The organism is Plantibacter sp. Mn2098 (assembly GCF_049319745.1).
Classification (GTDB): Bacteria; Actinomycetota; Actinomycetes; order Actinomycetales; family Microbacteriaceae; genus Plantibacter.
In genome coordinates, this window is the sequence record NZ_JBMOUH010000001.1 from 324,341 (window position 1) to 347,489 (window position 23,149).

Annotated in this window: 21 protein-coding genes; 18 read left to right on the forward strand and 3 right to left on the reverse strand. The window is 67.9% G+C overall.

Going from position 1 to position 23,149, the window contains the following annotated elements; translation table 11 throughout:
• Positions 1-154: 154 nt before the first annotated feature.
• The 10 genes from ACL9RL_RS01435 (at position 155) to ACL9RL_RS01480 (ending at position 10,888) form a co-directional block, all read left to right on the forward strand.
• On the forward strand, positions 155-679 hold the full coding sequence (locus ACL9RL_RS01435) for a GNAT family N-acetyltransferase (protein ID WP_422778429.1): 525 nt from the start codon (positions 155-157) through the stop codon (positions 677-679).
• 60 nt (positions 680-739) lie between these two features.
• Entirely contained in the window at positions 740-1,879 is a 1,140-nt protein-coding gene (locus ACL9RL_RS01440) for a Gfo/Idh/MocA family protein (RefSeq protein WP_422778430.1), read from the forward strand.
• Positions 1,880-2,122: 243 nt separating this feature from the next.
• Positions 2,123-3,415 (forward strand): ABC transporter substrate-binding protein, encoded by a 1,293-nt coding sequence (locus tag ACL9RL_RS01445; RefSeq protein ID WP_422778431.1) that lies wholly within the window; start codon positions 2,123-2,125, stop codon positions 3,413-3,415.
• A 10-nt stretch (positions 3,416-3,425) separates the two neighbouring features.
• The gene (locus tag ACL9RL_RS01450; RefSeq protein ID WP_422778432.1) at positions 3,426-4,418 is read left to right on the forward strand and encodes a carbohydrate ABC transporter permease; all 993 of its coding nucleotides are present in this window, start codon (positions 3,426-3,428) and stop codon (positions 4,416-4,418) included.
• Positions 4,408-5,358 (forward strand): carbohydrate ABC transporter permease, encoded by a 951-nt coding sequence (locus ACL9RL_RS01455; RefSeq protein ID WP_422778433.1) that lies wholly within the window; start codon positions 4,408-4,410, stop codon positions 5,356-5,358. Before ACL9RL_RS01450 ends, ACL9RL_RS01455 begins: the two co-directional genes overlap by 11 nt.
• A 5-nt stretch (positions 5,359-5,363) precedes the next feature.
• Positions 5,364-6,203, forward strand: coding sequence for an IclR family transcriptional regulator (locus ACL9RL_RS01460; RefSeq protein WP_422778434.1), 840 nt, complete (start codon positions 5,364-5,366; stop codon positions 6,201-6,203).
• Positions 6,200-7,300, forward strand: coding sequence for an SDR family NAD(P)-dependent oxidoreductase (locus ACL9RL_RS01465; protein WP_422778435.1), 1,101 nt, complete (start codon positions 6,200-6,202; stop codon positions 7,298-7,300). The genes ACL9RL_RS01460 and ACL9RL_RS01465 overlap by 4 nt, the downstream gene beginning before the upstream one ends.
• The gene (locus ACL9RL_RS01470) at positions 7,297-8,196 is read left to right on the forward strand and encodes a hypothetical protein (RefSeq protein WP_422778436.1); all 900 of its coding nucleotides are present in this window, start codon (positions 7,297-7,299) and stop codon (positions 8,194-8,196) included. The genes ACL9RL_RS01465 and ACL9RL_RS01470 overlap by 4 nt, the downstream gene beginning before the upstream one ends.
• Positions 8,193-9,776 carry an aldehyde dehydrogenase family protein gene (locus ACL9RL_RS01475; RefSeq protein WP_422778437.1) on the forward strand — a complete coding sequence of 528 codons (1,584 nt, stop codon included), beginning with the start codon at positions 8,193-8,195 and terminating at the stop codon, positions 9,774-9,776. Before ACL9RL_RS01470 ends, ACL9RL_RS01475 begins: the two co-directional genes overlap by 4 nt.
• A complete protein-coding gene (locus ACL9RL_RS01480) occupies positions 9,767-10,888 on the forward strand; it encodes an SMP-30/gluconolactonase/LRE family protein (protein ID WP_422778438.1) in 1,122 nt (373 codons plus the stop codon). Before ACL9RL_RS01475 ends, ACL9RL_RS01480 begins: the two co-directional genes overlap by 10 nt.
• A 115-nt stretch (positions 10,889-11,003) precedes the next feature.
• On the opposite strand, the gene ACL9RL_RS01485 is transcribed toward ACL9RL_RS01480, so the two are convergent.
• Positions 11,004-11,753 carry a GNAT family N-acetyltransferase gene (locus ACL9RL_RS01485; protein ID WP_422778439.1) on the reverse strand — a complete coding sequence of 250 codons (750 nt, stop codon included), beginning with the start codon at positions 11,751-11,753 and terminating at the stop codon, positions 11,004-11,006.
• A gap of 363 nt (positions 11,754-12,116) precedes the next feature.
• On the opposite strand from ACL9RL_RS01485, the gene ACL9RL_RS01490 reads away from it, so the two are divergent.
• Positions 12,117-13,388: an aspartate kinase gene (locus ACL9RL_RS01490; RefSeq protein WP_422778440.1), complete on the forward strand. Its 1,272-nt coding sequence runs from the start codon at positions 12,117-12,119 to the stop codon at positions 13,386-13,388.
• Between the two features lie 411 nt (positions 13,389-13,799).
• The gene (locus ACL9RL_RS01495; protein ID WP_422778441.1) at positions 13,800-14,861 is read left to right on the forward strand and encodes an aspartate-semialdehyde dehydrogenase; all 1,062 of its coding nucleotides are present in this window, start codon (positions 13,800-13,802) and stop codon (positions 14,859-14,861) included.
• A 91-nt stretch (positions 14,862-14,952) separates the two neighbouring features.
• Here ACL9RL_RS01495 and ACL9RL_RS01500 read toward each other — a convergent pair whose 3' ends face one another.
• A complete protein-coding gene (locus ACL9RL_RS01500; protein ID WP_422778442.1) occupies positions 14,953-15,477 on the reverse strand; it encodes a VOC family protein in 525 nt (174 codons plus the stop codon).
• Here ACL9RL_RS01500 and ACL9RL_RS01505 point away from each other — a divergent pair.
• From ACL9RL_RS01505 to ACL9RL_RS01515, 3 genes are all read left to right on the forward strand, one after another.
• Positions 15,434-16,903: a malate:quinone oxidoreductase gene (locus ACL9RL_RS01505; protein ID WP_422778443.1), complete on the forward strand. Its 1,470-nt coding sequence runs from the start codon at positions 15,434-15,436 to the stop codon at positions 16,901-16,903. The two genes, ACL9RL_RS01500 and ACL9RL_RS01505, sit on opposite strands and share 44 nt — an antisense overlap.
• A gap of 115 nt (positions 16,904-17,018) precedes the next feature.
• Positions 17,019-17,630, forward strand: coding sequence for a thymidine kinase (locus tag ACL9RL_RS01510; protein ID WP_422778444.1), 612 nt, complete (start codon positions 17,019-17,021; stop codon positions 17,628-17,630).
• Between the two features lie 107 nt (positions 17,631-17,737).
• Positions 17,738-19,048: a UDP-glucose dehydrogenase family protein gene (locus ACL9RL_RS01515; protein ID WP_422778445.1), complete on the forward strand. Its 1,311-nt coding sequence runs from the start codon at positions 17,738-17,740 to the stop codon at positions 19,046-19,048.
• Here ACL9RL_RS01515 and ACL9RL_RS01520 read toward each other — a convergent pair.
• Entirely contained in the window at positions 19,024-19,536 is a 513-nt protein-coding gene (locus ACL9RL_RS01520; protein ID WP_422778446.1) for a VanZ family protein, read from the reverse strand. The genes ACL9RL_RS01515 and ACL9RL_RS01520 overlap by 25 nt on opposite strands.
• 199 nt (positions 19,537-19,735) lie before the next feature.
• Between ACL9RL_RS01520 and ACL9RL_RS01525 the strand changes: the two genes are divergently transcribed.
• The 3 genes from ACL9RL_RS01525 to ACL9RL_RS01535 all read left to right on the forward strand — a co-directional run bounded on the left by ACL9RL_RS01525 (position 19,736) and on the right by ACL9RL_RS01535 (position 23,036).
• The gene (locus ACL9RL_RS01525) at positions 19,736-21,538 is read left to right on the forward strand and encodes a DUF4012 domain-containing protein (RefSeq protein WP_422778447.1); all 1,803 of its coding nucleotides are present in this window, start codon (positions 19,736-19,738) and stop codon (positions 21,536-21,538) included.
• 121 nt (positions 21,539-21,659) lie between these two features.
• Positions 21,660-22,247: a hypothetical protein gene (locus ACL9RL_RS01530; RefSeq protein ID WP_422778448.1), complete on the forward strand. Its 588-nt coding sequence runs from the start codon at positions 21,660-21,662 to the stop codon at positions 22,245-22,247.
• A gap of 216 nt (positions 22,248-22,463) precedes the next feature.
• Positions 22,464-23,036, forward strand: a complete 573-nt coding sequence (locus tag ACL9RL_RS01535; RefSeq protein ID WP_422778449.1) for a hypothetical protein — start codon at positions 22,464-22,466, stop codon at positions 23,034-23,036.
• Positions 23,037-23,149 lie beyond the last annotated feature (113 nt).

Here is a 23,149-nt window from a genome sequence, read left to right on the forward strand (position 1 = left end):
CAGTTCCGAATCGACGAAATGTGTTCGCGTAGGCCGAACGATGCTGCACACGATGCCAGAACTGTTCGTGAAGGCAGAACACCGTTTTCTTTTTCCGAAACCCTCCATACACTCAACCGACCGAACACATCCGGTCGAGCCAAAGGAGGCACCAGTGACGCAGCTGTTCATGACCCACCCAGGGCCGCTTTCCGCGGTGGTCCAGGCGCCGCTCGCCGACGGCCTGGTGCTGCGTGCGGCGACTGAGGCCGATGAGGCAGCCATCGCCGCGGTGCTCGCCGAGAGCTTCGAAGAGGAATGGGACACGGCTCGGGTGCGCGCCGAATTCTCCGACGCATCGGACGTCCCGGTCACCTGGGTCGTCGAGGACGAGCAGGGTGTGCTGGGCGTCGCCTCCGAGCGGATCATGCCGGACACTTACCCGGACGCCGGATACGTGCACTACGTCGGCGTCCTCAACCGGGCGCGCGGACGCCGGGTCGGCGCAGCGCTCACCGTCCGGTGCATGCAGGGGTTCGGCGACCGGGGACTCTCGACCACCGTCCTAGAAACGGACGACTTCCGAGCCCCGGCCGTCGTCACCTACCTCCGCCTCGGGTTCGTCCCCACCTACCGTTCCGACGAGGAGCGCAGCGCCTGGTCCGCGTTGTTCCCCACGCTCTTCGCCCCCAAGCGCTGATCCACCGCTCGACCGCCCCGCACCAACCCCCGCACCACGCCCACCCGAAAGGACCCCACCGTGACCGAGCACCCCAAGCTCAGAGTCGGCATCGCCGGAGCCGTCCGTGGAGGCGGCTTCATCGCCGGTCTCCGTGAGGAGGCCCACCGCGCCGAACTCGTCGCCGTGTACGACCCGATCCCGTCCGCCCGTGAGGCGTTCGCGGCCGCCAACGAGGTCGAGTTCATCTGCGAGAGCTTCGAAGAACTGCTCGACCGGGTCGACCTGGTGATCCTCGCCTCGCCGCAGCAGCACCACACGCCGCAGGCCGTCGCAGCGCTCGCCCGCGACATCCACGTGCTGAGCGAGGTCCCGGCCGCCGTCAGCATGGAGCAGGCCAACGCGCTCGTCGCAGCCGTCCGCGGCTCGAAGGCGCAGTACATGATGTCCGAGAACTACGGCTACATCCGCGAGAACCTCATCGTCCGCGAAATGGTCAGGGAGGGCGCGCTCGGCGACCTGTACTACGGGGAGGGCGAGTACCTCCACGAGATGAAGACGTGGCACACGACCCCCACCGGCGAGAAGACCTGGCGATACTACTGGCAGGTCGGCCGCGACGGGATCACCTACCCCACCCACAGCCTCGGCCCGCTCCTTCAGTGGTTCGACGACCGGGTCGTCTCGGTCAGCTGCGTCGGCACGGGCCGCCACACGGACCCGGAGCACGAACTCCAGGACACCACGATCCTGCTCGCCCGCACCCTCAAGGGACGACTGCTCCGGCTCCGCTTTGACCTGCTCTCCAACCGGCCGGAGCTCTACGCGTACTACGCCGTGCAGGGGACGGGCGGCGCCTACGAAGCAGCCAGGACGCCCAACTCCGAAGCCGTCGTCTACCTCAACGGAACATCCCCGAACGGCGTGTGGGAGCCGCTCGAGAAGTTCGCGGACCTCTACCTGCCGAGCCGCTACAACCAGCCGGGATCCAAGGACACCCACTGGGGATCCGATGCCTGGCCGGTGCGCGACTTCATCGAATCGATCCTCGCGGGCACCACGCCGGAGATCGATGTCTACGCCGCACTCGACATGACCCTGCCCGGGATGCTCTCCGAGCTGTCGATCGCCCAGAACGGCGCCTGGGTCCACGTCCCCAACCCCCGATTCTTCACCGGGGGGATCGGCGTCGATCCCTCCCGGGAAGCACCACTGGCCTGAACCGACCCCACGGAACGAGTCAGCAGTACCCGCAACCGCACTTCGACAAGCTCAGTGACCCGCACCCCCCAACCCGGTCCCTGAGCTTGTCGAAGGGCACCCCCGCACGACCCCATCGCACTTCGACAAGCTCAGTGACCGGTCCTCCCGCTCAGTGACCGGATCCCCGCTCAGTGACCGGATCTCCACCCCGCCCGGTCCCTGAGCTTGTCGAAGGGCGCCACACCAACGAGAGGAACCACAATGACGTTCAGAATCGGTGCTGCACTCGCAGTCGTCGCCGTTTCCGGTCTGCTGCTCGCAGGCTGCTCCTCCTCGGAGCCCGCATCCACCGACTCCGGCAAGGTCGCCGGAGAGGTCACCCTCTGGAGCTATGGCAAGGTCCAGCTCAGCATGACGAAGCTCATCGAGGGCTTCGAGAAGGAGAACGCCGGCGCGACCGTCAAGGTCATCGAGGAGCCGGGCGACCAGTACTTCGCCCTCCTCCGCGCAGCCCTCACCTCCGGTCAGGGCCCGGACATCTTCCAGATGTTCCCCGGCGGCTACCAGCACCAGTTCTCGGACTACTCGCTGGACCTCAGCACGTACATCGACCGCTCGGAGTTCGAAGCGGTCCAGGGCCAGTTCTTCGCCGAGAAGTCGAATCTCGACAACCCCGTGTACGGCGTCCCACTCGTCTCCAACATGTACTACACGCTGTACAACCAGGAGATCCTCGACAAGGCGGGCGTGACGAAGTTCCCGACCGACTGGGCCGAGGTGGACGACGCCTGCAAGAAGATCACGGCGGCCGGTTTCCTCTGCATCGGCTACGGCAGCGACACTGGTGCCGGCGGTTTCGACGCGTACCAGGACTTCAGTTACATGTCGGGTGCGACGATCGGCCTGTCCGGTTGGGACGGCCTCATCGACGGCACGCAGAAGTACGACTCCCCGAAGCTCGTCGACCAGGTGACGAAGTGGGGCGAGCTGCAGACGAAGGGCTTCACGAACCCGGACGTCCTGACCTGGCGTGACGTCCGCACCGACTTCCTCGGCGGCAAGACGGCCATGTACATGACCGGCAGCTGGGACGCGAGCTGGGCGTCCGACGGCCTGGGCGACAAGGTCCACGCGGCGCCGACCCCGTTCAGCGACAAGCCGATGGACGTCCTCGTGCGTCTGCAGGACTCCGGCCTGTCCGTCTCCAAGGATTCCAAGAACGCCACCACCGCGGCCGCCTTCACCGCCTACTCCATCTCTGAGGCCGGCCAGAAGATCATCGCAGCGGCCGGCGGTGTCCCTGCCCGCACGGGCATCGAGTCCGACAGCCCGGTCAACCAGGAGGTCCTCGCGAACTCGGTGACCGAGAAGTGGAAGGTCGTCCCGATGATGGACAACTTCCTGGACGCATCCGTCACGACCGCGCTCCGCTCATCGCTCAATCAGGTGATGGCCGGCCAGCTGACCGCATCGGAGGCCCTGAAGAAGGTCGACCAGGCGACGGCCGCGGTCAGCAAGAGCGACCGGGTCACCTACAACCTCTCCGGAAAGTAGGCGACGGGACATGACGACCGACCTCCGCCGTGCGACGGCCGGGCCCTCCGTGGCACGGCGGCGGTCGCCAGTCGGCGCCCCGGGCGGCCGTTGGCCCTCCGGCCGCGGCTCCGGGAAGATTCGCCCGCAGGCCATGATCCGCCAACGGCAGCTGTGGGGACGACTCTTCGTCCTCCCCGCCGTGGTGCTCGTGGCGCTGCTCATCGTCCTGCCCAGCATCCAGGGCCTGTACTACAGCTTCACCGACTGGAACGGCCGCAGCGCCAACTGGGTCGGACTCGACAACTACATCAACGGGATCTTCCTCTCGCCGGACTTCGGGCGCATCGCGTTCAACAGCCTGTGCGTGGTGATCTCGGTGCCGTTCGGCGTCGCGCTGTCCGTCATCGTGGCGAACCTGCTGGCGAACAGCACGTGGGGCAGGGCGTGGTTCCGGGGGATCTACTTCCTCCCGATCGCGCTTTCCTGGGTGGTCATCGGCATCACCTTTGCCTACCTGCTGTCCGGCCGAGGACCGATCAATGCGCTGCTCTCTGCGGTCGGGCTCGGCCTCTTCAGCCAGGACTGGCTGGGCGGTGAGACCTCGGCGCTCGTCAGCATCATCCTCGTCTTCAACTGGTCGTACTTCGGCATCAACGTCGTCCTGCTCTTCACCGGCATGACGACGGCCGACCAGTCGGTCACGGAGGCGGCGCGGCTCGACGGCGCCCACGGGATCAAGATGTTCACCAACATCGTCATCCCGCAGGTGCGCCGGTACATCGAACTCGCCCTCATCATGACGATGGCTGCGGCGATCACACAGATCTTCGCCCTCATCTACACGATGACCTCCGGCGGGCCCGGCGTCGCGACGACGACGCTCGAGTACGCCCTCTACACGAGGTCCTTCAGCCTGGGGCACTTCTCGCAGGGCGCCGCGTTCGGCATCCTGCTGTTCCTCGTGTCCCTCGTATTCGCCGTGATGCGCCTGCGCGCCGGAGTGAAAGCCGATGATGACTGATCACCAGAGCACCCTCGCAGCACCGCCAGCCCGATCGGGCTCCGCCCAGGCGACACCGTCCGCTGGATCACGGTCCAGCAGGTCGGCCGGGTCGGCCGGGCCGGCAGGCACCCCGCGCAAGCGCACCAGACGCTTCGGCGACCGCCTCAAGGCGATCCTGTCCACCGGACTCGTGCGCATCGTCCTCGTGGCGCTCGCCGCGAGCACGATCGCTCCCGTCGGCTTTATGGTGTTCAAATCGCTCACCAAGCAGGACGGCACCAACGCGCTGACCTTCGAGTCCTGGGCGGCCGTCCTCAACGGCAAACTGCCGCAGGCCGGCCTCATCTCCCTGCAGGTCAGCGTCATCGCGATCGTCGTGATCCTCGGCGTCGGGACGCTCGCGGCCTTCGGATTCGCGAAGCTGCGGTTCAAGGGATCGCAGCCGATCATGGCGACGATCATCGTCCTGATGCTCGTGCCGGGGCAGACGTTCATCATCACGGAGTACTTCAACTTCTCCAACCGGGGCCTCATCGGGAACATCCCCGCGGTCGGCATCCTCTACGGGGCGACGCAGATCCCGTTCGCGACGTTCATCCTCACGAACTTCTTCCGGGCCATCCCGGACGAGCTCGTGGAGGCAGCGATCATCGACGGCGCGTCCTACCCCAGGGCGTTCTGGAGCATCTTCCTGCCGCTCGCGCGTCCCGCGATGGTGACGGTCGGTGTGCTCGCGTTCATCGGTGTGTGGAACGACCTGCTCATCGCACTCCTGTTCCTTCCGACGCCGGGAGCGCGTACTCTCAGCGTCGTGATGGCGGGGGCGCAGGACACCAGGGTGTTCGATGTCAGCCAGGTGATGGCGGGCTCGTTGCTGAGCGCGATCCCCTGCATCATCGTGTACCTGATCTTCCAACGACAGATCGCTGTAGGTCTGACCGCCGGCACGGGAAAGTAGGTCCCGTGACCACCACGGACGATTCCAGGGGCGCAGCCGTCGCCGCAAGCGTGGGGGCAGCCGCCCCGGATCAGGGCGGGCGCTACACGCTGCGCAGCATCTCGCGGGCGATCGACGCCCTCGACGTGCTCGCTTCGGCGGACGCCTCGATGAGCGTGAGCGATGTCGCCCGCGCGCTCGGCGCCTCCAAGAGCACGGCGTTCGCGATCCTGCAGACGCTCGAGGAGCGCAACCTCGTGAGCTCGGCCGGCGAAGGGTTCCAACGCCGGTACACCCTCGGACTCGGGCTCGCGCGCCTCGGCCACCGTGCCGTCAGCCGGGTATCGATGCTCGACGCGGCGATGCCGCACCTCGAACGCCTCACGAAGATCACCAAGCTGTCCTCGCGCGTCGCCACGATGTCGCAGGGCATCGCGGTGGTTCTCGGGCAGGTCGACGGACCGAACTCGATCCGCTTCGACCTCAACATGGGCGGGCGGGAACGACTGCACTGCACCGGCATCGGGAAGGCGATCCTCGGCCGGTACACGGACGAGGAGGTCGTCGACCTCGCCGAGCAGACGGGCCTCCCGAAGCGCACGGCGTACACGATCACCTCGATCGACGCCCTCCTCGTCGATGTCGCGAAGGTCCGCGAACGCGGCTTCTCCGTCGATGACGAGGAGGACGCGGAAGGCGTGCTGTGCATCGGGGCACCGCTCATCGACCACACGGGGGCGTGCGCCGGCGGCATCAGCGTGACGGGGCTCAAGGTGAGCCTGTCCGTCGAGCGGGTGTTCCGGGTCGGCGAGGCCGTCATCGCGGCGGCCGAGGCGATCTCACAGCGGATGGGAGCACCGAAATGAGTACGGAACGATCCGCCGAGACCGGCGAGGCCACGGCGTTCCCGAGTGACGGTCTGCAAGCCTTCGACCTCCGCGGCCGGACGGCGCTCATCACGGGTGCGGCAGGCGGCATCGGTCGTGCGCTCGCGCTCGGTCTGGCGAGAGCCGGAGCGGACCTCGCCCTGGCCGAGCGGCCCGGCGTGCATCCGACGCCTGAGCTGGAAGCGGCGCTCGCCGCAACCGGCCGGCGGGTGCGCTGGTACGCGCAGGACCTGACGGACGCTGCATCGCTGCCCGGCTTCATCGACCGCATCTGGGACGACGCCGGAGGGATCGACATCCTCGTCAACAACGCCGGCCACGCCACGATGGATCACTTCAACCGCATCGATTACGCCGCATGGCGAGCCACGATGACGGTCGATCTGGACGCCCCCTTCCTGCTCAGCCAGCGGGTTGCGGAGCGGATGATCCACAGCGGCGTGCAGGGGAGGATCATCATGATCTCCTCGAAGAACGGCCTCCAGGCGGAACCCGGCCTCGCCCACTACAACGCGGCGAAGGGCGGCCTCGAACTCATGGCGCGCAGCCTCGCCGTCGAACTCGGGGTGCACGGGATCACCGTGAACACTGTCTGCCCCGGGATGGTCGACACCGGCCTCGCCGCGGACTTCCCGCTGGACTGGCCCGCGTTCGAGCGGTCCTACCGTGAGCACATCCCGCTACAGAACCGCTTCGCGCGGCCGGAGGAGATGGTCGGGCCGGTCGTGTTCCTCGCATCGGCCGCCGGTTCATACGTCACGGGAACCTCGATCGTGGTCGATGGCGGAGTGCTCGCGAACCAGGTTCCCAGGTTGCAGTTCATGCAGCCGTTCCAAGATCGGGTGGACGACGATCCGCAGCACGCCAGAGTGCCGCCGGATGGAGGACCCACCAGACCCGATCCGACACCCGTGGCCGCGACATCGGCCGCAGCAGAGCCGGCAACACCCGAGCAGGCGACACCGGCACCGACGACACCGACGACACCGTCACCGACAACACCCGAGACATCAGCACCTGACGACATCCACGTGCCGAACGCGCGCACGACAACCGACGAGGAGTCAACCCGATGAAGGCACAACACTATCTGGAGTCCCTCGGACTGCCCGGGGGAGACGACTACTCGCTCCCCACGAGCGCGCTCCGGTTCGCGGACGGCAGCTCCTTCCACGTCGAGATCCCCTCCGTCGAGGGGCCTGATGCGATGGAAGCCGTCATCGAGGAGGCGGCTGCACGGGGCGTCGCCGTGCACCGGGTCAGCCAGGGCAGCGGCATCTGGATGCTCACGGACGCCGAGATCGAGCGCATGGTCGAATTGGGCCGCGCCCACGACATCGAGGTCTGCCTCTTCGTCGGTCCGCGTGCCGGCTGGGACACGGGCGCTCAGGCGTCGAGCCCCGGGGGCGCCGTCGTCTCGGGATCGTTGCGCGGCGCGGACCAGCTAGCGTACGGCGTCGAAGAGGTCGTGCGCGGCTGCGAGCTCGGGCTCCGGTCCGTCCTCGTCTCCGACCTCGGCCAGCTCGCGGTCCTCGGCAAGCTCAAGGCGAACGGCGACCTGCCGAGCGACCTCGTGCTCAAGGTGTCGGCATCGCTCCCGGTGTCGAACCCGGCCGGCGCGCAACTCCTGGAGCAGCTCGGGGCGTCGAGCCTCAACGTGGCCGTGGACCTCAGCCTCCCGACGCTCGCAGCCATCCGTGCCGCGGTGTCGATCCCGCTGGATCTCTACATCGAGTCCTCGGACGACTTCGGCGGCGTGATGCGGTACTACGAGATCCCCGAGATCGTGCGCGTCGCCGCGCCCGTCCACCTGAAGTTCGCCGTGCGCAACTCGCCGGGGCTGTACCCGAGCGGCGGACACCTCGCCGGGGTCCTCGACGCGACCGCGCGTGAGCGGGTCCGGCGTGCCGCGCTCGGGCTGGCGATGCTCGAGCGTGCCGATGCCGCACTCGCCGTGCGGGCCGGCTCGTGACGGGTGGGATCGGAGCGGGCGACGCATCCGCCGGGATCGTTGCGGGCCGGGTGGCGCTCGCTGCCCCTGGGACCGAGTTCCACAGCCGGGACGTCGCCCTCGGAACGGAGCGTCCGGCTGTCTTCGCCGACGCGCTCGCGAGTGAAGCCGACGCTGCCGCTTCGGCTGCGGCCGATGCGTTCTTCGCGCTGCAGACCGAACCGGGGGAGCTCGACCCGGTCGTCCTCGTCCGCGCACTCGCGGTGGCGCTGGAGGGGCGACGGGCCGAGCTCGTCGCCATCGCCGGCATCGAGACCGGGCTTCCGCCGGCTCGGCTCAACTCCGAGCTGGGGCGGATGACCGGTCAGCTGGAGCTCCTCGCTGCGGAGGCCACCGCCCGCTCCGGCCGCGCGGTGGAGGAAGACCCGGCAGGAGAGCCGGGCGGTGCGGCGTTCGCACCGGCCCTCGCGCTCGGCCACGTCCCGCTCGGGCCCGTCGCCGTCTTCGGGGCGAGCAACTTCCCGTTCGCGTTCGGCGTGCTCGGCGGTGACACCGCTGCTGCGCTGGCCGCGGGCTGCCCGGTCGTGGCGAAGGGGCACCCGGCGTATCCGGAGACGAGCGATCTGCTCGCCGAGATCCTCGCCCGGGTCCTCGCGGACGGCGGATGGCCGGCGGGCTGGTTCTCGCTCCTGCACGGCCGTGGGAGCGAGATCGGGCAGGCGCTCGTCGCCGCCGACGGCATCGCTGCAGTCGCATTCACCGGATCGACTCGTGGTGGGCTGGCGCTCGTCGAGGCAGCAGCGGCCCGCGCCGTGCCGATCCCGGTGTTCGCAGAGCTCGGCGGCATCAACGCGCTGTACCTGCTGCCGGGAGCGGCGGGGGAGGCCGGGGGCGGTGCTGCGTCCGGCGCCTCCCCGTTTGTCACCGGGCTGGCGCAGTCGGTCACGGGCGGCAGCGGGCAGTTCTGCACCAAGCCCGGCCTGCTCGTCCTCGTCGACGATGCAGCCTCCCGTCTCACCGTCGCATCGCTCGCCTCAGTGCTCGCCGCGGCCGACAGCGCGCCGCTGCTGACACCGGGCATCCTGCACGCGCTCGTGACCGGCATCGATCGCCTCCGCCGACTTCCAGGGGTCGACGTCCTGCTCGACGGGCCGACCGACGAGACCGACGTCGCAGCAGCAGTGCCGGCGGCCCTCGCGACCGTCACGAGCGCCGACCTCCGCGCCGATCCGTCCATCACGGACGAGCTGTTCGGGCCGGCGGTCGTTGTTGTGTACTGCGACAGCATCGAGGACCTCATCGACCTCACGGGTGTGATCCCCGGCGGCCTGACCGCCACGATCCACGCTGCGGCCGGCGACGAGGACGCATTGCACGCCCTCCTGCGTCGGCTGCGGTTGCGAGCCGGACGGGTGCTGTTCGGCGGCTTCCCGACCGGTGTCAGAGTCGGGCGGGCGACGACCCACGGCGGTCCGTTCCCGGCGACGAGCGCGCCGGGGACGACCTCGGTCGGAGCGCATGCGATCGATCGGTTCCTGCGCCCCGTGACCTATCAGGACCTGCCAGAATCGATGCGCGCAGCAGCGCTGTCGTGGAAGTGAGGCGAGTGGTGGTGGACGAGGTCGCATCGGCAGGAGTGCCAGAGACGGTTTCCGGGGGCGAGGGTGCGGTCGAAGCTGCACCCGGCATCTCGGTGGATGGTGCACCGGACGTTTCGGTGGAGCCGGCTTCGGCCGTCGCATCGCAGCTGGGGGAGTCCCCGCGGTGGGATGCCGAGCGCCGCTCGCTCTGGTGGGTCGACATCACCGGCTCCGTGCTGCACGAGCTCCGGACGGATGGAGAGACCGTCTCCCGGCTCCTCGCACGTCACGCCGGCACGGTGATGCTCGCCGACGACGGGCGCCTCCTCCTCGCGACGACCGCGGGTCTTGAGGTGCTCGATCTTGCGGCTCCTGAGATTGCGGCGGCGGCTGATGCCGATGCCGCTGCTGTCGCAGCCGATGGCGGCGCGCACAGTTCTGCACCCCAGGTGATCGGTGGCGTTGTGGTGTGCCCGATCGAGGCCGATGAGCCCGGCCGGCGAATGAACGACGCCTCGGTCGACCCGTCCGGTCGGGTGTTCGCCGGGACGATGCGCTGGCATGACGCCGGCGCCCAGCCGCACGACGGCGTGCTGTACCGGTTCGACGGTCCTGTGCCGGCCGTTCCGGTGATGACGGGCATCGGCTGTCCGAACGGGCTCGTCTGGCCGCGTCCGGATCTGTTGGCGTACATCGATTCGATGACGCGGAGCATCGCGCTGTGGTCGGTCGATCCGGAGACCGGGGAGTTGCTCGAACGGACCGGCGGCATCGACGTCTCCGCGTTCGAGGGTGTGCCCGACGGCATGACGCTCGACGCCGACGGCGCGCTGTGGGTCGCGTTCTGGGGTGGCGGTGTGGTGCGTCGGTTCGCGCTGGACGGCACGGTGCTCGCGACGATCGAGCTGCCGACGCCGCTCGTGACGAGTGTCGCGTTCGGCGGCCCCGATCTCGCGACCCTCTACATCACAACGGCCCGTCCGGATCCCGAGCCTGTCACGTCGGCTTCGTCGTCCGCATCGTCCGCTCCTGTGCCGGCGTCATCCGCATCGTCCGACCCCGCCGGCCTGCTCTACCGCTGCGTGCCCGGCCCGCGGGGTCTGCTCCCAGACCGCTGGCCCGCATCCCGCTAGCGTCCCTGCACCGGCAGGTCTGTACGCAATTCAGGAGCGCCCCGGAGTGTCGACCCGCGCTCGCCGCATCCCGGCCGCGACGCGCCGGGGCGCTCCTGAGTTGTGAACGCCCCGCTCACTCCGCGGAGGGCGCCGGCCATTCCGCGACGGCCGGGCGCGCGCTCAGCTGGCGGCCGACCGCCGAGAAGCCGAGCTTCCTCGCGATCGCGCGCGACCCGGGGTTGTTGTCGCCGGCGCGCCATTGCGGCAGGAGGCCGGCATCGAGTGCGTGTTCCACCGCGGTCGATGCGAGCGCCGTGGCGAGACCGGTGCCGCGCGCATCGGGAGCGGTCAGCGCCGTCATGTGGGCGACGCCCAACGGCCACGAACGGTACCCGGCCACTGCGAGGACCCGCCCGCGCTCGCGGATCGAGAACAGCGGCGAGGTGATGCCGAAGATCCCGCTCTCCGAGGCTTCGTCGTCCTCCACCTTGGACAGGAGCGCCTCGATCGCCGGGTCGTTCGCCTTGCTGACGACGACATCGACGTCCTCCGCCGGCCGGAACCGCCCAGGCAGGAGATAGTCGAGCGTCGCCGGTCCGAGCACCTCGGCGATCGCGATGCGCGAGCGCAGGAACTCGATCGTGCCGACGGTCCGTGGGGACTCCTCGTCGATGGCGAGGCGTTTCGCGGTGTCGTCGTCCGGCACGATCGCGAGTGCACTGCCGTCGATCTCGACCACGCCGATCCACCCGGGAGGGCAGGCCATCGATCCGGCATTGACCACGACGGCGACGCGTCCGGCCGCGAATCGGGCCGTGGGCGACGCGAGTCCCTGCCACAGGCGTCGGACGTTCGCGAGCACCCTGGCGTCATCCTGCTGCATCCCGCAACTCTCCCACATTCACCTCCGCACCTCCCCGCAGAACGGTTTTCACAATTCAGGAACTCTCACGGAATTCAGGACGATTTCGCCCAATTCACCGCCGAATCGTCCTGAATTCGGCAAGAGTTCCTGAATTGTGGAAGCGCAGTGCACGTGCGGTGGGGGGCGGAGTGCGGCACGGGGAGAGGGGAGGAGGCCGCGGCGTGAGGCGGAGGAGGCCGCAACGGGAGGCACAGGAGGCCGCAACGGGAGGCGGAGGAGGCCGCAGCGTGAGGAGATCGTTCGGATTCCGGGGGCGGCATACGGGATGGGTAGGATGTGGAGTCGGGCCGATCGTGCCCGCACAACCCCAGGAGTACGACGATGGCTTTGATCGTGCAGAAGTTCGGCGGGTCCTCCGTCGCAGACGCCGAGAGTATCAAGCGTGTCGCCAAACGCATCGTGGAGACGCGGAAGGCCGGCAACGAAGTTGTCGTCGCCGTGTCGGCGATGGGCGACACCACGGATGAACTGCTCGACCTCGCCCACGAGGTCACCCCCATCCCCGCCCCGCGTGAGCTCGACATGCTGCTCTCCAGTGGCGAGCGGATCTCGATGGCGCTCCTCGCGATGGCGATCAGCAGCATGGGCTACGTGGCCCGCTCGTTCACGGGCAGCCAGGCCGGCATGATCACCGATGCGCAGCACGGCGCGGCGCGCATCGTCGATGTCACGCCCGTCCGCCTGCGTGAGGCGCTCGATGACGGTGCCATCGTCATCGTCGCCGGCTTCCAGGGCTTCAACCGCGATACCCGCGACATCACGACCCTCGGCCGCGGCGGCTCCGACACGACCGCCGTCGCGCTCGCCGCAGCGCTCGGCGCCGACGTCTGCGAGATCTTCACCGATGTCGACGGCATCTTCACGAGTGATCCCCGCCAGGTCCCCAAGGCGAAGAAGATCGACCGGATCTCCAGTGAGGAGATGCTGGAACTCGCAGCCTCCGGCGCGAAGGTCCTCTACATCCGTGCCGTGGAGTACGCACGCCGTCACGGTGTGACCCTGCACGTGCGTTCATCGTTCAACAACAACGAGGGAACCCTCGTTCTCAACAACCCAGGAGAGGGTGACGCAGCCATGGAGCAGCCCATCGTCGCAGGTGTCGCAACCGACCTCAGCGAAGCCAAGATCACCGTCGTCGGCGTCCCGGACGTCCCGGGCAAGGCTGCGGAGATCTTCACGATCGTCGCGAAGTCCGGCGGCAACGTCGACATGATCGTGCAGAACGTGTCGACGGCGGTCGATGGCGTCACCGACATCTCCTTCACCCTCCCGAAGTCGGAGGCGCAGCAGGTCCTGCGCGCCCTCGCGGCCGAGCAGGAGCGTGTCGGCTTCTCGGCGATCCAGCACGACGACCAGATCGGCAAGCTCGCGCTCGTCGGCGCCGGCATGCGCACCAACACGGGCGTCTCCGCGAAGCTGTTCGAGGCGCTCAGCGTCGCCGGCATCAACATCGAGATGATTTCCACGAGTGAGATCCGCATCTCGGTCGTGACCCGCGCGGACACGCTGACGAAGGCCGCGAACGTCGTGCACACGGCGTTCGGTCTCGACGGCGACGACGAGGCGGTCGTGCACGGCGGCACCGGCCGCTAGTCCCGCTTCGCCGGGTCCGTCCTGGGGCGCCGGGTCCGTCCAGCCTCGCAGGGCAGCCCTGCCTCGCAGGGCATGTCCCGCTTCGCCGGGTCGGTCCCGCCTCGCTCGGCCAGTCCCGTTCCCGGCTTCAGCGGAAGCGGCATCGAGCATAACTCCTTCGATACGGACATCGGTTTCTGAAGAACCCTGGAATTCCAGGGCTCTTCGGCTGGCCGGCTTCAGATTGAAGGAGTTACGCTCGAACGGCGTCCGGCTGGCGCACGAGCGAGGGCGCGACCGATGGCGCAAGCTCGGGGTCCAGCCGAGGAACGACGGAAAAGCGCCAACCGTGTCGAGTCGCCTCTCCGAAGGGGAGAGCGCGCCAAGTCATGATGCAAGATGGTTCGTAGCATCCCCGAACAGAGGAATCGAATGAGCAACGGTGTACGTGTAGGTGTTGTTGGCGCGACCGGCCAGGTCGGCAAGGTCATGCGCAAGCTGCTGGAGGAGCGTCAGTTCCCGATCAGCGAGATCCGGTTCTTCGCGACGGCCCGCTCCGCAGGCACGACGCTGCCGTTCCGCGGTGAGGACATCGTCGTCGAGGACGTCGAGACGGCGGATCCGACCGGCCTCGACATCGCCCTGTTCTCTGCCGGTGCGACCGGATCGCGCGCCCAGGCTCCTCGCTTCGCCGCAGCCGGCGCGCTCGTCATCGACAACTCGAGTGCTTGGCGCATGGACCCCGAGGTCCCGCTCGTGGTGAGCGAGGTCAACCCGCACGCGATCAAGGAGGCCGTGAAGGGCATCATCGCGAACCCGAACTGCACCACGATGGCTGCGATGCCGGTGCTCAAGGTCCTCGATGCAGAGGCCGGCCTCAGCCGCCTCATCGTGAACACGTACCAGGCCGTCTCCGGTTCCGGTCTGGCCGGCGCGGAGGAACTCATCGGCCAGGTCGAGGCTGCCGTCGCGCAGGGCGACCTCACTCGGCTGGTGCACGACGGTTCCGCGATCGAGTTCCCCGCTCCGGTGAAGTACGTCGCCCCCATCGCGTTCGATGTCATCCCGCTCGCCGGTTCGATCGTCGAAGACGGTCTGGGTGAGACCGATGAGGAGAAGAAGCTCCGCAATGAGAGCCGCAAGATCCTCGAACTGCCCGAGCTGCTCGTGTCCGGCACGTGTGTACGCGTCCCGGTCCTGACCGGTCACTCGCTCGCGATCAACGCGGAGTTCTCGCACGACATCACGCCTGAGCGTGCCATCGAGATCCTTCGCGATGCTCCGGGCGTGGAACTGTCCGACGTCCCGACGCCGCTGCAGGCGGCTGGCAAGGACCCGTCGTTCGTCGGTCGCATCCGTGCCGACCAGAGCGCTCCGGCAGGCAAGGGCCTCGCGCTGTTCATCTCGAACGACAACCTCCGCAAGGGTGCAGCGCTCAACGCGGTGCAGATCGCGGAGCTCGTCGCAGCGGACCTCGTCGCGGCCCAGGCCTGATCAGGCCCGCCCAGCACGACTGATTCGGCGGCGCAGTCCCTTCGGGGCTGCGCCGCCGTTCTCATCTCGGATTGGCGCCGAGGTGGTCGCCTCAGCGCTTCGGCGGTTCGATGAGGTCCCAAGGCATGCCGTACAGATCCTCGAAGACCGCGACTGTTCCGTACGCCTCGTGCCTCGGATCTTCGCGGAAATGCACACCAGCTTCGACCATCCGACGATGTTGACCTGCGAAATCGTCGGTTTCCAGGAAGAACGCGACGTCGCCTGCGGCCTGTCGTCCGACTGGGGCATCGTCATCGACGGCCAGTGCGAGGACAAATCCGGTACCGCCGCCGTCGGGTCCGACAACGACCCGGCGCCATCCGGATTCGAACGTTTCGTCTTGGCGAACGACGAATCCGAGTGCATCCGTGAAGAATCGCAGCGCATGGTCGATGTCGCGGACGAGATAGGTGACATTCTGCAGATTGAGCACGCCAGAGCGTATCTCTTTTCCGGAAATTGTGCTGGTGGGGTGCGCTATGCGGCCGGCGGCGAATAATTCCCGAATACGGGAGGGATAGACTCGGTGGGTGACTGAAACTGTCGACGTAGCCCTGATCGGTGGCGGCATCATGAGCGCCACGCTCGCCGCCCTGATCCACCAGGTGCAACCCGATTGGAAGGTCGAGGTGTACGAGCGACTGAGCGATGTGGCGCTCGAGAGCTCGAACCCCTGGAACAACGCCGGCACCGGCCACGCCGCCCTCTGCGAGCTCAACTACATGCCGCAGAGCAAGGACGGATCGGTCGATCCGGCCAAGGCGATCAGCATCAACGAGCAGTTCCAGTTGTCGCGTCAGTTCTGGTCCTATCTCGTCGACGAAGGCGTGCTCGGCGAGCCGGCCACGTTCATCAACTCCACCCCGCACATGACGTTCGTGCGCGGCGAGAAGGACGTCGAGTACTTGCGGAAGCGGTATGAGGCGCTCAAGGATCAGCCGTTGTTCGCCGGCATCGAGTTCACGGAGGACCCGGCGGTCATCGCCGAGTGGGCCCCGCTGCTCATCAACCGTCGCGAGGTGGGGGAGCGCATCGCCGCCACCCGCATCACGGCAGGCACGGACGTCGACTTCGGGTCGCTGACCCACAAACTGTTCAAGGAAGCCGCACCGCAGGCGACGCTCAACCTCAACCGGGAGATCCGTCACCTCAAGCAGCTGAGCGATGGCACGTGGCGCCTCCGCGGACGCCACACTCTCGGACGCACGCCGTTCGAGGTCAAGGCGAAGTTCGTGTTCGTCGGTGCAGGCGGTTGGGCGCTCAAGCTCCTGCAGAAGTCCGGGATCCCCGAGATCAAGGGCTACGGCGTCTTCCCCATCGGCGGTCAGTTCCTCCGTACTGACAACCCGGAGGTCGTTGCGAAGCACCGCGCGAAGGTCTACAGCCAGGCGTCCGTCGGCGCACCGCCCATGTCGGTCCCGCACCTCGACACGCGTGTGGTCGACGGTCAGGCGAGTCTCCTCTTCGGCCCGTACGCGACGTTCAGCCCCAAGTTCATGAAGAAGGGCTCGCTCGGCGACATCGTCACGCAGGTCCGCCCGGGGAACCTCATCCCGATGCTGTCGGTCGCGAAGGACAACCCGAGCCTCATCAGCTACCTCGTCGGTCAGCTCATGCAGTCGCGGAAGCAGAAGCTCGATGCGCTGCGCGAGTTCATGCCGACGGCGAAGGACAAGGACTGGTACCTCATCGAGGCCGGTCAGCGCGCTCAGGTCATGAAGAAGGACAAGGACAAGGGCGGCATCCTCCAGTTCGGCACGGAGGTCATCAGTGCAGCGGACGGGTCGATCGCGGGTCTCCTCGGTGCGTCGCCCGGTGCGTCCACCGCCGTTCCGATCATGCTGGGCATCCTCCGGAAGTGCTTCCCCGACCGCATCGCCGGTTGGGAGCCGAAACTGCGCGAGATGATCCCGACGTACGGTTCGACGCTCAATGAGACGCCGTCGAAGGCCAACGAGGTCCTCGAGCGCACGGCGGGGACGCTCGACATCTCCCTCTAGTCGCACGGTTCACACGTTGTGGACGAGCCCATCCGGTTGCCGGGTGGGCTCGTTCCCGTTTGTGCGGCGGCAGCCGGACGACAGCCGGATGCGGCAGTGGGAATAGACTGCACGGGTGGCAAAACTGTACTTCCGATACGGCGCGATGAACTCGGGCAAGAGCACCGCACTCCTGCAGGCGGCGTTCAACTATGAGGAGCGCGGTCATCGTGTGCTGCTCGCGAAGCCTGCCGTCGACACGAAGGGCGACAGCGCCATCGTGAGTCGTCTCGGGGTCACCCGTGACGCAGACTTCCTGCTCGGGCCGGACGACAGTGCGTACGAGGTGTTCGCGACGCATCGTTCGCGCACGGTCGCCGAGACCGGTGAGGACATCAGCTGCCTGCTGTTGGACGAGGCCCAGTTCCTGTCCCGGTTCCAGGTCGACGACCTGCTGCGCATCGCCCTCCTGGAAGGTATTCCGGTTCTGGCATACGGCATTCGGACGGACTTCCAGACGGCGGCCTTCCCCGGCAGTCGGCGCCTGCTCGAACTGGCGCACAGCCTCGAGGAGCTCAAGACGATTTGCCGATGCGGGCGCAAGGCCATCTTCAACGGCCGCCGGTTCGGGGACGAGTTCGTGTTCGACGGCGACCAGGTCGCCATCGATGGCGTCGAGGTGACCTACGAGTCGCTGTGCGGGGTCTGCTACCTGCAGGAATCGGGTGGCCGGCTCGGTTCGCTCTGACCTGACGCAGCGAGGTGTCGGCGTCTCGATCAGCGGGCCCGCGTTCGTCCTCTACGTGTTATTCACCGTGTATGAGGCCGTAACCTGCACTCGATAAGATCGCAACTATGAAGCTCTCTGTCATCGGCTGTGGTTACCTGGGTGCTGTTCACGCGGCTGCGATGGCCTCGCTCGGCCACGACGTCGTCGGAATCGATGTCGACCAGGCGAAGATCGAGGCGCTGTCCGCCGGTCGTGCCCCGTTCTTCGAGCCGGGCCTGCCCGAGCTGCTGCTGGCCGGTGTGGAGTCGGGTCGCTTGCGCTTCAGCACGGACACCGCCGATGCCGCTGGGGCAGCCGTGCACTTCATCGCCGTCGGGACGCCGCAGAAGGCCGGTTCGACCGCAGCAGACCTGCGCTACGTGGATGCCGCCGTCGACGGACTGCTCCCGTACCTGTCGGTCGGCGACATCGTCGTCGGCAAGTCGACTGTGCCGGTGGGCACCGCAGAACGCCTTGCCGAGATCGTCGCCCCGACCGGCGCCATCCTCGCCTGGAACCCGGAGTTCCTCCGGGAGGGCTTCGCCGTGCAGGACACCGTTGCACCTGATCGTCTGGTCTACGGCCTGCCCCCGGCAGCAGCGGATGCAGAGGCCGTGCGCACCGCGCTCGATGAGGTCTACGCGGCTGCGCTCACCACAGGCACCCCGCTCGTCGCGACCGGGTTCGCGACCGCCGAGCTCGTCAAGGTCGCTGCGAACGCCTTCCTCGCCACGAAGATCTCGTTCATCAACGCGATGGCGGAGATCTCCGAGGTCACCGGCGCAGACGTCACGGAACTCGCCGATGCGATCGGCTACGACGCCCGCATCGGCCGTCGGTTCCTGAACGCGGGCGTCGGCTTCGGCGGCGGTTGCCTCCCGAAGGACATCCGGGCGTTCGCAGCCAGGGCCGAGGAGCTCGGCCGCGGTGAATCGGTCGCCTTCCTCAAGGAGGTCGACTCGATCAACCTGCGTCGTCGTCAGCGCGTGGTCGACATCGCCGTCGAGGAGCTCGGCGGGAGTGCGTACCAGAAGCGCGTCGCGGTCCTCGGCCTCGCATTCAAGCCGGACAGCGACGACGTCCGAGACTCGCCGGCCCTCGACGTCGCCGTGCTGCTCAACGGCCTGGGCGCCCGGGTGCTCGCGTACGACCCGGAGGCGAACGCGAACGCGAAGCGCCTGCACCCGCAGCTGCACTTCGCGGCGTCCGCGGAGGAGGCCGTGGCCGACGCAGACCTCGTCGTTGTGGTGACGGAGTGGAAGGAGTTCCGTGCGCTCACGCCGGAGCAGCTCGCCCCGCTCGTCGCAGCGAAGGTCATCGTCGATGGCCGCAACTGCCTCGACGCCACCGCGTGGCGTGAGGCCGGCTGGACCTACCGGGGTCTCGGGCGTCCGTAGTCCGCGGTCGTCGAGGTGTCGGCCGCCGCGCCTGAGGCAGCTCCAACGGCCGCTGCCGACGCCACCGCCGACCGACGATCAACACCACGACGCACGAGCACGACCGCAAGTGAACCCAGGATCGCCCCGCTCGTGTTCGCGATGACGTCGGCGATGCTGGAGACCCGGTCAGGCATCCAGATCTGCACGGTTTCGATGATCATCGAGAACACCGCCCCCGTCGCCGGTCCGACCCACCAGAGCCGTCGGGGGAGTTCCACGGTGATGAGGGCACCGAGCGGGATGAAGAAGACGACGTTCGCCGCCGATTCCACAAACGCGTAGTCGAACCAGCGCGGAAGGCCGTAGTGGTGCGCCCACGCGAGCCATTCGCGCAGCCCCGGGCCGCCCTCAGCGTCGACCGGCGTCGGCCAGAACGCGATCAGCAGCATCACGATGAAGCACGCGACGAGGACGGACCACGTGATGATGCGCCACTTCCGGGTCATCCGTCGCCCTCCTGATCATCGCTCCGACCGGGGCGTCTCGGTCAGACTACGGCACTCGGGCTGTGTGCCGGCCGCGTCGGATCGCCCCCGAAAGGGGTGTCTCAGATGGCTGGGCTGCCGCACAGGTGACGGTTAGGCTGTGCCTACCGTCGACGAAAGAGGCCCAGTGACCGCAACGAATCCGGTCTCCGGTGAGCCCGTGTCTGACCCCATTCCGAGCCCCGATGCTGCCCGTGTGCGGAGCGGGCGACGTCGCCGCATCGTGTGGATCGTCATCGCGGTGCTTGTCGTCGTCGTCGCTGCCGGGGCGTGGATCGGCGTTCGGGCCGTCCTGGCGAAGAACGCGCTCGAAGCGGCGCAGACCGATGCCTCAGTCGTGCAGCGCTCCGTCCTCGCGGGGGATGCCGCCGCTGCGAAGGATCGCCAGTCGGACCTCGTCGCCCACACGGCGAAAGCCGTCTCCCTCACGAGCGACCCCGTCTGGCGGGTCGTGGAATTCGTCCCGTTCCTCGGCCAGAATCTCACCGCCGTGCGCGAAGCAGCAGCGGCGACCGACCGTCTGGCCACCGACGTCGTCCCGCTGGTTATCGATGTGGCGGAGCAGGTGAATGTCGCCTCGCTCGTCCCCGGGAACGGGTCCATCGACATCGCGCCCCTGCAGGCCGCTGCGCCAGGGGTCGCGAAAGCGAGTGCTGCGGCGACAGCGGTCGACGACGACGTGCAGGCCATCAACGCCGACGGCACGATCCCGCTCGTCGCCGGCGCCGTCCAGAAGCTGCAGCGCACGGTCGGGCAGGCGGCGGAGATGCTCGCCACCGCGTCCCGCGCCACGGCGCTCCTCCCCGACATGCTCGGTGCCGCCGGCCCCCGCAACTACCTGGTCCTCATCCAGAACAACGCCGAGGTGCGGACAACCGGCGGCATCGCGGGCGCGACGGCACTCGTCCACACCGAGAACGGCACGATGAGCCTCGTCCGCACTGCGTCGAGCGACGAGTTCATGCACCTCCCGAAGACGCCCATCCTGCCCCTCACGCCGTTCGAGCAGAACGTGTACACCGACAACCTCGGCACCTACATCCAGGACACCAACCTCACGGTCGACTTCAGTCGCACGGGTGAGCTGGCGGCCGCCATGGGCGAGCAGGTCTACGGGACGCCCATCGACGGGGTCGTCGCCATCGACCCGCATGTGCTCGCGCACCTCCTCGACATGACCGGGCCGATCACGGTCACCGACGGCACTCAGCTGACGAGCGAGAACGCCGCACAGGCCCTCCTGAGCGATGCCTACGCCCGGTATCCGGATCGTCTCGTGCAGGATGCGTTCTTCGCCGAAGTGGCCGAGTCGGTGTTCACGGCGATGACCGAGCACTCGCACGATCCGAAGCGGCTCGTCGAATCCCTCGCCGCGTCCGGGGCGGAGAACCGCCTGCACGTGTGGAGCGCGCACCCGGACGAACAGCGGTTGATCGCGGAGACATCCCTGGCAGGGATCCCGCCTGCCGACGACAGCACGGCCATCTACACGGGCGTCTTCCTCGAGGACCTCACCCGGGCGAAGATGGATTACTACCTGAAGACGACCGCCGTCGTTCGCGATGCGACGTGCTCGTCGGACGGTGCCAGGTACGTCGTCGAGGTGGAACTGACCTCGACTGCACCGCTCGACGCAGCGACCTCCCTGCCCGCCTATGTGACCGCGGACGGGCAGTTCGGGACCCCGGCGGGGGACATCGGCACCCGTGTGGTCCTGCACGGCCCGATCGCCGCATCGCTGCTCGGAGCCAACGACGGAACGGACCTGCCGGTCAAGGCCGTCACGGACCCGAACGGCCGTTTGTATGCGCAGACCGACGTGACCCTCAAGCCGGGCGAGACGAAGCGGATCGAGTTCACGGTGCGCGTCCCGAAGACCGCCGAAGTACCCCCAAAGCTGGTCACAACCCCCGGAATCACGGGGAAAACGGCGTTTTCGCACTTCCCTGCCTGCACCGGCTGACGTAGCATGATGGCACCTCCGGATGCCACGACACCCGAATTCGTGCACGAAGAGGCCTGGACGGACGCCCACCCGAATCGGCGGACGCCCGGGGAATTATGACGTTCTGGGGAACATCATCATGAAACGCACCCTAGCCCTAGCAGCGCTATGCCTGCTCGCCGTATTCGCCGTCCCGACCGCAGCGAACGCTGCCTCACCGGCGACTGAACTCTCCACCACCGTGTACGGCCCGCAGGGCTGCGCCACGATCACGCCCGTCAGCGTCGCCCAGGGCGGAACCGCGACGTTCACCTGCGACCGCACCTTCGATCCGGGCACCCCGGTCGAGGTCGTCGTGAGCGGCCCCGGCTGCCACCTGCCGCCGGCCACCCCCGCGACGGACCCTGCCGCGACCACCGGGTCGACCTCAACGCCGACCCCTGCACCCGCAGCCGCCGGCGGGCAGGTGCGCATCTCCGCGCCGTTCCAGGTCCCGGCGGACCAGGCGTTCTCGGTGAACATCGAAACGTCCAAGACCGCGAGCGGAACCTGCACCGTCACGGCGACCCAGGGCACGATCGCCGAGTCGGCGTCCTTCACCGTCACCGAGCGTGCCTTCGCCGAAACCGGCTTCACGGGCGCATCGCTCATCTGGGTCGGCGGCGGACTCTTCATCGCCGGCATCGCGGTGTACGCGGTGTTCAGCAAGCGCCGCCGCAACGCCTGAGCCGAGGCGACCGACTCCCCGGCCATCCGCACCAGATGGCCGGGGATTCGACGCCCCCAGTCCAGGGGACCCCAAAGGGGGTCACATCCGCGTGATTCCGCGGATTTTGCCTGGCGAGCAGCCGCTGTCGGACCTACCATGATGACGACATCCGAGTGCCTGGACGCCCCGATCCGGCACCGTGTCCTCTTCGCATCCGATAGAAGGTCAGCAGCCATGAAACGAACGCTCTCAGCCGCGGCACTGTGTGTGCTCGCCGTCCTCGCCGTCCCGACCGCCGCCAACGCCGCGGGGTACGGGCCAGGAAGTTGCAGCTCGATCGCTCCGACGAGCGTCGCCCAGGGGTCGTCCGTGACGTACTCCTGCGACGACTTCTGGCAGCCGAACGAGCCCGTCTCCATCACCATCTCCGGCGCATCTGCCGACGCGCTGACCGCCAGCACCGGCACGAAGGCGATCTCCGTCACGGCGACCGACAACGGAAGCCTGGAGCTCTCGGTGAAGACCGGCGCCTCCTCGCTCGGCACGTACACGCTGACGGCCACGCAGGGATCGATCACGGACTCGTCCGACTTCACCGTCGTCGCGGCGTCCGGCTCGGCAACCGGCACGTCCACGACCTCGGACGGCGATCCTGCGGCAGCGGCGGCAACCGGTTCCGATAATGGTTCCGGACTCGCGTCCACCGGATTCCAGGGCGCAGCGCTCCCGTGGATCGGCGGCGGCCTGCTGGCAGCCGGCATCGCGGCACTCGTCGTCGTCCTCGCCCGCCGTCGCAAGCAGGCGTGACGCACCCGGACCATCGTGCTCACAACGGCGTGTCCACGGTGGTTCGGTGACGATGTCGGGGTCCTGATGCAGGGTGTACACGAGTCGCCAAAAAATCAGGTATCCTAGACAAG

What these genes read in the sequence shown, in the direction of transcription:
- ACL9RL_RS01515 (WP_422778445.1), top strand. Translation starts at nt 17,738, where the DNA reads ATGAAGCTCTCTGTCATCGGCTGTGGTTACCTGGGTGCTGTTCACGCG.
- ACL9RL_RS01520 (WP_422778446.1), bottom strand. Translation starts at nt 19,536, where the DNA reads ATGACCCGGAAGTGGCGCATCATCACGTGGTCCGTCCTCGTCGCGTGC.
- ACL9RL_RS01450 (WP_422778432.1), top strand. Translation starts at nt 3,426, where the DNA reads ATGACGACCGACCTCCGCCGTGCGACGGCCGGGCCCTCCGTGGCACGG.
- ACL9RL_RS01495 (WP_422778441.1), top strand. Translation starts at nt 13,800, where the DNA reads ATGAGCAACGGTGTACGTGTAGGTGTTGTTGGCGCGACCGGCCAGGTC.
- ACL9RL_RS01500 (WP_422778442.1), bottom strand. Translation starts at nt 15,477, where the DNA reads ATGATGCCGCCACCGATCAGGGCTACGTCGACAGTTTCAGTCACCCAC.
- ACL9RL_RS01445 (WP_422778431.1), top strand. Translation starts at nt 2,123, where the DNA reads ATGACGTTCAGAATCGGTGCTGCACTCGCAGTCGTCGCCGTTTCCGGT.
- ACL9RL_RS01455 (WP_422778433.1), top strand. Translation starts at nt 4,408, where the DNA reads ATGATGACTGATCACCAGAGCACCCTCGCAGCACCGCCAGCCCGATCG.
- ACL9RL_RS01465 (WP_422778435.1), top strand. Translation starts at nt 6,200, where the DNA reads ATGAGTACGGAACGATCCGCCGAGACCGGCGAGGCCACGGCGTTCCCG.
- ACL9RL_RS01470 (WP_422778436.1), top strand. Translation starts at nt 7,297, where the DNA reads ATGAAGGCACAACACTATCTGGAGTCCCTCGGACTGCCCGGGGGAGAC.
- ACL9RL_RS01485 (WP_422778439.1), bottom strand. Translation starts at nt 11,753, where the DNA reads ATGCAGCAGGATGACGCCAGGGTGCTCGCGAACGTCCGACGCCTGTGG.
- ACL9RL_RS01535 (WP_422778449.1), top strand. Translation starts at nt 22,464, where the DNA reads ATGAAACGAACGCTCTCAGCCGCGGCACTGTGTGTGCTCGCCGTCCTC.
- ACL9RL_RS01490 (WP_422778440.1), top strand. Translation starts at nt 12,117, where the DNA reads ATGGCTTTGATCGTGCAGAAGTTCGGCGGGTCCTCCGTCGCAGACGCC.
- ACL9RL_RS01530 (WP_422778448.1), top strand. Translation starts at nt 21,660, where the DNA reads ATGAAACGCACCCTAGCCCTAGCAGCGCTATGCCTGCTCGCCGTATTC.